This is a genomic window from uncultured Bacteroides sp., from assembly GCF_902491285.1.
Lineage (GTDB): Bacteria > Bacteroidota > Bacteroidia > Bacteroidales > Bacteroidaceae > Bacteroides.
Map to the genome: position 1 here is coordinate 1 of NZ_CABUHK010000151.1, position 5,741 is coordinate 5,741.

General features: G+C 43.7%; 5 protein-coding genes. 1 reads left to right on the top strand and 4 read right to left on the bottom strand.

Annotated elements, in window-relative coordinates; all coding sequences use genetic code 11:
* The first annotated feature begins 246 nt into the window (after positions 1-246).
* Positions 247-1,626 carry a tryptophanase gene (locus RDN93_RS21510; protein ID WP_308747367.1) on the top strand — a complete coding sequence of 460 codons (1,380 nt, stop codon included), beginning with the start codon at positions 247-249 and terminating at the stop codon, positions 1,624-1,626.
* A 90-nt stretch (positions 1,627-1,716) separates the two neighbouring features.
* Here the strand turns inward: RDN93_RS21510 and RDN93_RS21515 are convergent, their stop codons facing one another.
* The 4 genes from RDN93_RS21515 to mutY all read right to left on the bottom strand — a co-directional run bounded on the left by RDN93_RS21515 (position 1,717) and on the right by mutY (position 5,489).
* A complete protein-coding gene (locus RDN93_RS21515) occupies positions 1,717-2,349 on the bottom strand; it encodes a 4'-phosphopantetheinyl transferase superfamily protein (RefSeq protein WP_308747368.1) in 633 nt (210 codons plus the stop codon).
* Between the two features lie 72 nt (positions 2,350-2,421).
* Positions 2,422-3,774: a gliding motility-associated protein GldE gene (locus RDN93_RS21520; protein WP_308747369.1), complete on the bottom strand. Its 1,353-nt coding sequence runs from the start codon at positions 3,772-3,774 to the stop codon at positions 2,422-2,424.
* A gap of 77 nt (positions 3,775-3,851) precedes the next feature.
* The gene (locus tag RDN93_RS21525; RefSeq protein ID WP_308747370.1) at positions 3,852-4,343 is read right to left on the bottom strand and encodes a single-stranded DNA-binding protein; all 492 of its coding nucleotides are present in this window, start codon (positions 4,341-4,343) and stop codon (positions 3,852-3,854) included.
* An 87-nt stretch (positions 4,344-4,430) separates the two neighbouring features.
* On the bottom strand, positions 4,431-5,489 hold the full coding sequence (mutY, locus tag RDN93_RS21530) for an A/G-specific adenine glycosylase (RefSeq protein WP_308747371.1): 1,059 nt from the start codon (positions 5,487-5,489) through the stop codon (positions 4,431-4,433).
* Between the last annotated feature and the right edge of the window lie 252 nt (positions 5,490-5,741).

Consider the following 5,741-nt stretch of genomic DNA (forward strand, 5'->3'; position numbering starts at 1 on the left):
AATGGAATCGACCCTAATTTTATCTTGCAATAAAAAGGTTTATCGGACAGCAATAATAATCTTAAAAGAGTCAGTCTTCGGAAAAGGAAGCCTGACTCTTTTCATATCAGAATTCCTTTTATATTCATCACTCCTGCATTTAAAGAAATATTTCGCAACCGCACGACTAACAAAAAGTCATTATTCCTTTGCATCTTTCACAAATTACCACTACATTCGTCGAGTAAAACACTTAAATATACTACAATGGAATTACCTTTTGCCGAATCATGGAAAATAAAGATGGTAGAACCCATCCGTAAAAGTACTCGTGAAGAACGTGAGCAATGGATTAAAGAAGCACATTACAACGTCTTCCAACTCAAATCAGAACAAGTTTATATAGACCTCATAACCGACTCAGGAACAGGAGCCATGAGCGACCGCCAATGGGCCGGAATGATGCTCGGCGATGAAAGCTATGCCGGAGCAACCTCTTTCTTCAAACTGAAAGAGATGATTACGAAACTGACCGGATTTGAGTATATCATCCCGACGCACCAGGGACGTGCCGCAGAAAATGTACTTTTCTCCTATTTGGTACACGAAGGAGACATCATACCCGGCAATTCACACTTCGACACCACCAAAGGACACATCGAAGGACGCCATGCCACCGCATTAGACTGCACCATTGATGCAGCCAAACAGACACAGCTAGAACTCCCGTTCAAAGGAAATGTAGACCCTGACAAACTGCAAAAAGCCCTGACCGAACATGCAGAACGTATCCCCTTTATCATCGTAACCATCACCAACAACACAGCCGGCGGACAACCTGTATCCATGCAAAACCTGCGTGAAGTAAGAGCCATCGCCGACAAATACGGCAAGCCGGTACTTTTCGACTCCGCACGCTTCGCAGAAAACGCTTACTTTATCAAAATGCGCGAAGAAGGTTACCAAGATAAATCCATCAAAGAAATTACGAAAGAGATGTTCGCCCTTGCCGACGGCATGACAATGAGTGCCAAAAAAGACGGAATCGTCAACATGGGCGGCTTCATAGCCACACGCCGTGAAGACTGGTATGAAGGTGCAAAAGGTTTCTGCGTGCAATACGAAGGGTATCTCACTTACGGCGGAATGAACGGACGGGACATGAACGCACTCGCCATCGGACTGGACGAAAACACAGAATTCGATAATCTCGAAACACGCATCAAGCAAGTAGAATACCTGGCAAAGAAACTGGATGAATACGGAATCCCCTATCAGCGTCCTGCCGGCGGTCATGCCATTTTCATTGATGCGCCCAAAGTGCTGACACACGTACCCAAGGAAGAATTTCCGGCACAGACACTGACTATCGAACTCTATCTGGAAGCCGGTATCCGCGGATGCGAAATCGGCTATATCCTTGCCGACCGTGACCCGATTACTCACGAAAACCGATTCAACGGACTCGATTTACTGCGTCTTGCCATCCCCCGCAGGGTGTACACAGACAATCATATGAACGTGATAGCCGCCGCCCTCAAGAATGTATATGAACGCAGAGAAAGCATTACCCGCGGAGTACGTATCGCTTGGGAAGCCCCGCTGATGCGACACTTCACCGTCCAATTGGAAAAACTATCTATCTAAAAAACAAGATAAGTAATCAAATCAAGAAACGGTGAATAACAACCGGATTCCCCACTTATTATTCACCGTTTCCCGATTTTCTCTTTCTATTCAGTTCATCGTCCATGTCAACACAAAATCCGGATGGATACGATAACCAACAGTATAAAGTTTTTGTAATCCCGTCACAAACTCCTGAACTTGAAACGTGCCCTCTTCCTGAGGAACAAAATGTGCCAAACGGAGCTTACGAAGATCAGCGTCGGCATCTTCCATACGTTTAAAAACCGCTTCCTTTGCAGACCAATGCAATAACAGGCTCCAAGTTGTATCTCCCTGATAAGTTTCCGCCTGTTCGTCAGAACGGACATAGCGGTCGGATACCCGATGGACACGTTGACCATATTGCTCAATATCAATGCCGACAGCACTCCGGGAGCCAAGCATCACAGCCACATATCCTTTGGTATGAGAAATACTGATAAAGAAAGAACGATCCGCCAGATAAGGCTTTCCCTCGGAAGAATAACCAATTTCCTTATCCTCCCGTAACATAGAATACAGCAAAACACGAACGGACAGCCATTCCATCTTACGACGTTCGGAGACAAAGCGGTTCAGTTCCTGTTCGCAGAAGATTCTTCGCGCATCGGGCAAAAGAGCCAATAATGCATCCAAAGACTCTTCCATCTTCCAGACAGCCCACTGTATATCGTCCGTCTTATGTTGCAGAAATAACGCCATCTTACGTTTGCCTGATTATACTTTCGTGATTCTATTTTCGTAATTCTATTTTCGTAATTCTACTTTCAAGGATTATTCTTTCTCTTCCGCCCCTTCCGTATCCTTGGGCAGAATCGTGAACTTGACTTTCAAAATACGGCGGCTATCCATCTCCAATACCTCAAACTCGTAATTGTGATAAGTCACTTTCTCGTGCAATGCCGGAAACTCACCTTTAATCTCGAGCAACATACCTGCCAAAGTATCGGCATCCCCCACCACTTTTTCAAACTCATCCTCATCTACTTTCGCAATCTTATAAAAATCTGTCAACTGCGTTTTTGCTTCAAATATCCAAGTGTGGTCATTCAACACGACGTATGTACGTTCTTCATCGTCATACTCATCATGGATTTCCCCTACTATCTCTTCGATAATATCTTCCATCGTCACCAGTCCGGAAGTTCCCCCGAACTCATCTACAACGATGGCAATATGAATCTTATTTGCCTGGAAATCACGAAGCAAATCATCAATCATCTTCGTTTCCGGCACAAAATAAGCCGGACGAATCAATGACTGCCAACGAAAATTATCCCCTTTGCTCACATGAGGAAGAAGATCCTTGATATACAATACCCCCTTGATATTATCCCGCGAACCGGTATAAATAGGAATACGCGAATAAGCATTTTCGATGATACACTGCATCACTTCCTTGAAAGGTGTACGGATATCCAAATCGACCATATCCAGACGTGATGTCATAACTTCCTTCACAGTCTCTCCACCGAAACGGATAATTCCTTCCAGGATATTATTCTCTTCAGAAAGTTCCGCCTTATCCGTCAGTTCCAGCGCGTGAGACAGTTCGTCAACAGAAATATTATGGTTCTTCTTGGCAAAATGCTTGTTCAGAAAAGTTGTAGAACGTACCAGGACAGTAGCTATCGGATGAAATATTTTTTCCAGATAATAAATACCCGGTGCGGAGAAACGGCAAAAAGTCAAGGTCTTCTGTGCCGAATAAATCTTCGGCATAATCTCGCCGAACAGGAGCAACAGAAAAGTAAGTATTACGGTCAGTATCAAGAACTCTGCCAACGGAGAATGAAAAACAAAAACATTCATAAAGAAGAAGTTGCAGAGCATGATAATGGTTACATTCACAAAATTGTTAGTAATCAATATCGTTGCCAGAAGACGTTCAGAGTCACCAAGAAGGGCACTTATTTTATCATCGGAAGGATGATTGCGTTCGTCAATATCATTCCGGTCTGAAGGAGAAAGCGAGAAAAAAGCGATTTCAGAAGCCGAAGCAAAACCGGAAGCAAGCAGGAGCACACCTGCCAGTACTATGGCGATAATAGCAGAGATAGAAGGAGTGTTTACGGTAATACCGTTGAAAATATCAGCCAATTGGCTTAAATAACCATCTGAGTCCAAAGAGTATATATTTTAGTTTAACAAAAGATAATGTGCCAATCTGCCTGCGAAAACCTATCGGCACACTATCACATTATTTAGAACGGCAAGTCGTCTGCCGGATTATTTTGTACAGGTTGCGACTGCTGCATTTGCTGCGGCTGCTGCATTTGTTGGGATTGCTGTGGCTGTTGCGACTGCTGTGGCTGACCGACACTAGGTTGCTGTGCAGAAGCAAAAGCACCCGGATTAGCTCCTTTCGGAGACAGCATTTCCATATAATCTACATAAATCTCGGTAACATAGCGCGTAGCACCTGCCTGATCGGTGTAAGAACGAGTCCTAATCTTTCCTTCCAGATACAACTTTTCCCCTTTGTGTACATACTTATCTACAATTTCCGCCCAACGGTTAGACGCAACGATATTATGCCACTCTGTTCTGTCAGGAATTTGGGTTCCATTAGCCAACGTGTAGCCACGTTCTGTCGTAGCTAACGAGAAAGTTGCCACAGCCGAACCTGCATCGAAGTATTTCACCCGTGGATCTTGTCCCACGTTTCCTAGCAATATCACTTTATTTACTGACATATATGTATCAAGTTTATTATTCTTAGTTTCAAATGCGCTGCCAAAATTAAACAGAATAACAATAGGATGCAAGAATTGTTGTAACTTTTATTTTGATTCGATATGCTTCTCTATAAAAGCGTGTACCAACCTGGAAACAGCATATTGCTCCAAATCTTCCGCCTTTATTTTCTGAAACTTACTGAAAGAAGCCGTCTCTTCGGGTAATACCACTTCATAGAAGTTAGCATAAATCACCCGGTGAGACAACACATGCTTCACCTCTCTACAAACCGAGCGTATCACTGGCTGTACCGACCGTTCTTCCGCCGCAAAGAATGCCCGGAACTCAGGCAAAGCCAAAAACTCTTCTTCCGACAAAGCCACCGGAGTCTCAATCAAAGGCAACTCAAACAGATTCTTCCAGATATCATCTTCCGTCCGTTTATTAATAAAGGTATACGCGCCCGCACGTACATAAATATAATTAAAATAACGGTTTGTCGTTTTCGTCTTATGCTGCTTCACCGGCAGTTTACCGACTAACCCTTTCGAAAGAGCCGAACAACTATCCGCCAACGGACAAAACAAGCAATTAGGCGACTGCGGAGTACACTGAATCGCCCCGAAATCCATAATCCCCTGATTATAAAGAGCCGGCCGCTTCCTGTCCAGCATCTCATCCGCCAAAGCCGCAAAGAGCTTCTTCCCCTCTGTCGAATCAATCGGCGTGTCGATGCCGAAATAACGTGAAAGTACACGATACACATTTCCGTCCACTACCGCATAAGGCATGCCATAAGCAAACGAACAGACAGCCGCAGCCGTGTACTCCCCCACTCCCTTCAAAGCCAGCACTTCCGCATACGTTTTCGGGAAAATCCCGTTCATGCTTTTAGCGGCAGCATGAAGATTCCGGGCACGTGAATAATAACCCAACCCCTGCCAATATTTCATCACCTCATCCTCATCTGCATCCGCCAATGTCTGCACGTCGGGAAAACGCTTGACGAAACGAAGAAAATAATCATACCCCTGCACCACACGCGTCTGCTGAAGGATAATCTCCGAAATCCATATCAGATACGGATCGGAAGACTCCCGCCAGGGCAATTCACGTTTATTCTCCTCATACCACTTTATAATCGCTTCAGTAAACTCATTTATAAGACCGGTCTTCATGTATCATCTAACATTTATCTTGCATATACTATTCAAAAGCCACACAAAAGTAACTCTTTTGGTTCTAAGAAAACCCAACGCCACCATTTTTTTAGAAAAATGTGCATAATATATTTTTTTAGGAGCTTAAAAAGCTATATATTTGCAGTCCAAAAAATTAGCAATAACATAGTAATAATATTTTTTTTAAGGAAAAATGACTAAAGCAGATATTGTAAACGAGATTACAAAGAAAAC